3 protein-coding genes are annotated in these 2686 nt (G+C 68.0%); all 3 read right to left on the bottom strand.

Annotation, left to right across the window (positions count from 1 at the left end; translation table 11 throughout):
• On the bottom strand, positions 1-680 hold a 680-nt coding region (locus tag ACFQVC_RS42390), incomplete at its 3' end, for an adenosylhomocysteinase (RefSeq protein ID WP_381842122.1).
• Positions 658-1560, bottom strand: coding sequence for a methylenetetrahydrofolate reductase [NAD(P)H] (metF, locus tag ACFQVC_RS42385; protein ID WP_381842119.1), 903 nt, complete (start codon positions 1558-1560; stop codon positions 658-660). The genes metF and ACFQVC_RS42390, both read right to left, overlap by 23 nt.
• Positions 1557-2686: vitamin B12 dependent-methionine synthase activation domain-containing protein (locus ACFQVC_RS42380; RefSeq protein WP_381842116.1), on the bottom strand; the 1130-nt coding region annotated here is incomplete at its 5' end. The genes ACFQVC_RS42380 and metF, both read right to left, overlap by 4 nt.

The following is a 2686-nucleotide window of genomic DNA, read 5'->3' as shown; positions in this document are numbered from 1 at the left end:
TTCGACTTCGTCACCGCGTCATTGACATTGATCGCCGGGAACAACAACGTCCCGTCCCGGTGCATCTCGTACAACCGGTGCACACCCGTCGTGGTCTCCTCCGTCACACCACGGATCTCCGAAGCGACCTCGGCCCAGTCGAGGGAGGTCCGGTGGAGAAGCTCCAGGACGACACGGTGCTCGTCGTTCTCGGCGGTGGCCGGGTCAGGGACGCGGCCCGCCTTCTCGTACTCAAGTCCCTTGTGGACCAGGAGCGTTGCGTCACCGCCGTCGTCCAGGATCATGTTCGGTCCGGGGTGTCCCGGCCAGGTCAGCGCCTGCTCCGTGCACCACCAGTACTCCTCCAGGGTCTCGCCCTTCCAGGCGAACACCGGGATACCGGCCGCGGCGATCGCGGCCGCGGCGTGGTCCTGGGTGGAGAAGATGTTGCAGGACACCCAGCGGACCTCGGCGCCGAGCGCCACCAGCGTCTCGATCAGCACCGCGGTCTGCACGGTCATGTGCAGCGAGCCGGTGATCCGCGCACCTGCGAGCGGCTGCGCGGCGGCGTACTCCTCGCGGATGGCCATCAGGCCTGGCATCTCGTGCTCGGCGAGGGTGATCTCCTTGCGGCCGAACTCCGCGAGGGAGAGATCGGCGACCTTGAAGTCATGGAAGTCAGCGGGCGGCTGAACGGGCATGGGCGCTCCTTGAGTTCAGTACGTTCTGATGGATCTCGAGCGTCGCGGTGGACTTGTTGAGCGTGATGTAGTGCAGTCCAGGCGCGCCCTCGGCGAGCAGCCGCTCGGCCATGGCGCTGGCGTACTCGACTCCGATGCGGTGGCCGTCGGCGGGGCTTTCCCGGACGGCGTCGAGGCGGTGGGCCAGGTCTTCGGGGAACGTGGCGCCGCTGAGTTCGGCGAAGCGGCTGATCTGGCGTACATGCGTCGGAGGCATGATCTCCGGGATGACGGGGGTGTCGCAGCCGGCCGCGGCGAGGCGGTCGCGAAGCCGCAGATAGTCCTCCACGTGGAAGAACATCTGGGTGATGGCGTAGTCGGCGCCCGCCCGGCACTTGGCGACGAAGTGCCGGATGTCGCTGTCCCAGTCCGGTGAGCGCGGATGCCGCTCGGGAAAGGCGGCGACGCCCACACTGAAATCGCCCGACTCCCTTACCAGCGACACCAGTTCATGGGCGTACTCGAACCCCTGCGGGTGGGCGACCCAGGGCGCGTTCGGGTCGCCCGGCGGATCGCCGCGAAGCACGAGGACATCGCGTACGCCCGCGTCGGCGTACTGGCCGATGATGCGGCGCAGTTCGGCGACCGAGTGGCCGACGGCGGTCAGATGCGCCACCGGCCGCAGGGTCGTCTGCGTGGCGATACGCCGGGTCACCTCGACGGTACGGTCACGCGATGAGCCGCCGGCGCCGTAGGTGACGGACACGAAGGTCGGCGACAGGGCCTCGATACGGCGGATCGCGTCCCACAGGGCATGTGTCCCCTTGTCGGTCTTCGGCGGGAAGAACTCGAAGGAGAAGGACGGGGTACCGGCCGCGAGCACCTCCCGCAGGGTGCTCATGTGCGGCCTCCGGCGTTGAAGTACGTGGCTTCCGGGTGGTGGATGACGATGGCGTCGGTGGACTGTTCCGGGTGCAGCTGGAACTCCTCGGAGAGCTCGACGCCGATCCGCTCCGGCTGCAGGAGTGCGGCGATCTTCGCGCGGTCCTCCAGGTCGGGGCAGGCCGGGTAGCCGAGCGAGTAGCGGCAGCCCTGGTATTCGGTACGGAACATGCCGTCCATGGACTGCGGGTCGCTGCCCGCGATACCCAGCTGGTCGCGTACGCGTGCGTGCCAGTACTCGGCGAGCGCCTCGGCCAACTGCACGGACAGGCCGTGCAGTTCGAGGTAGTCACGGTAGGAGTCGGACTCGAAGAGTTCCGCCGTGGCCGCGCCGATCCGGGAGCCGACGGTGACCACCTGAAGCCCCACGACATCCGTCTCGCCCGATTCCTCGGACCGGAAGTAGTCCGCCAGGCACAGGCGCCGGCCGCGGCGCTGGCGCGGGAACGAGAAGCGGGTCAGTTCCGAGCGGTCCTCGTCGAGGACGATCAGGTCGTCGCCCTTGGAGACACAGGGGAAGTAGCCGTGGACGACGGCGGCTTCGAGGAGATTGTCGGTGCGAAGCCGGTCGAGCCACATCCGCAGCCGCGGCCGGCCCTCCTTCTCGATGGTGTCGCCCTTGAGTCCCCACTGCCCTTTGAACAGGGCGCCTTCGTCCAGCCAGGAGGCGTACTCCTTGAGCTGGATCCCCTTGATGACCCGGGTGCCGAAGAACGGCGGCTTCGGCACCCGATTGTCGAGGGCTACATCGGAACGGCCGCCGCCGAGCTGCTCGTCGAGCACCACCGGCTCACGCTTGGGCACCCGGCGCCTCTTCAGCTCGGGCAGGGTGGCCCCCGGCACGCCGCGCTTGACCGCGATCAGGGCGTCCATCAGGCGCAGGCCCTCGAACGCGTCCCGGGCGTAGCGGACTTCACCCTCGTAGATCTCGTGCAGATCCTGCTCGACATAGGCGCGAGTGAGGGCGGCGCCGCCCAGGATGACCGGGAAGTCGGCGGCCATCTTGCGCTGGTTGAGCTCCTCCAGGTTCTCCTTCATGATCACCGTGGACTTCACCAGAAGACCCGACATGCCGATCACATCGG

The organism is Streptomyces monticola, from assembly GCF_042665355.1.
Taxonomy (GTDB): Bacteria; Actinomycetota; Actinomycetes; order Streptomycetales; family Streptomycetaceae; genus Streptomyces; species Streptomyces monticola.
The sequence above is the reverse complement of the archived record's forward strand: the minus strand, read 5'-3'. Positions and strand labels throughout refer to the sequence as shown.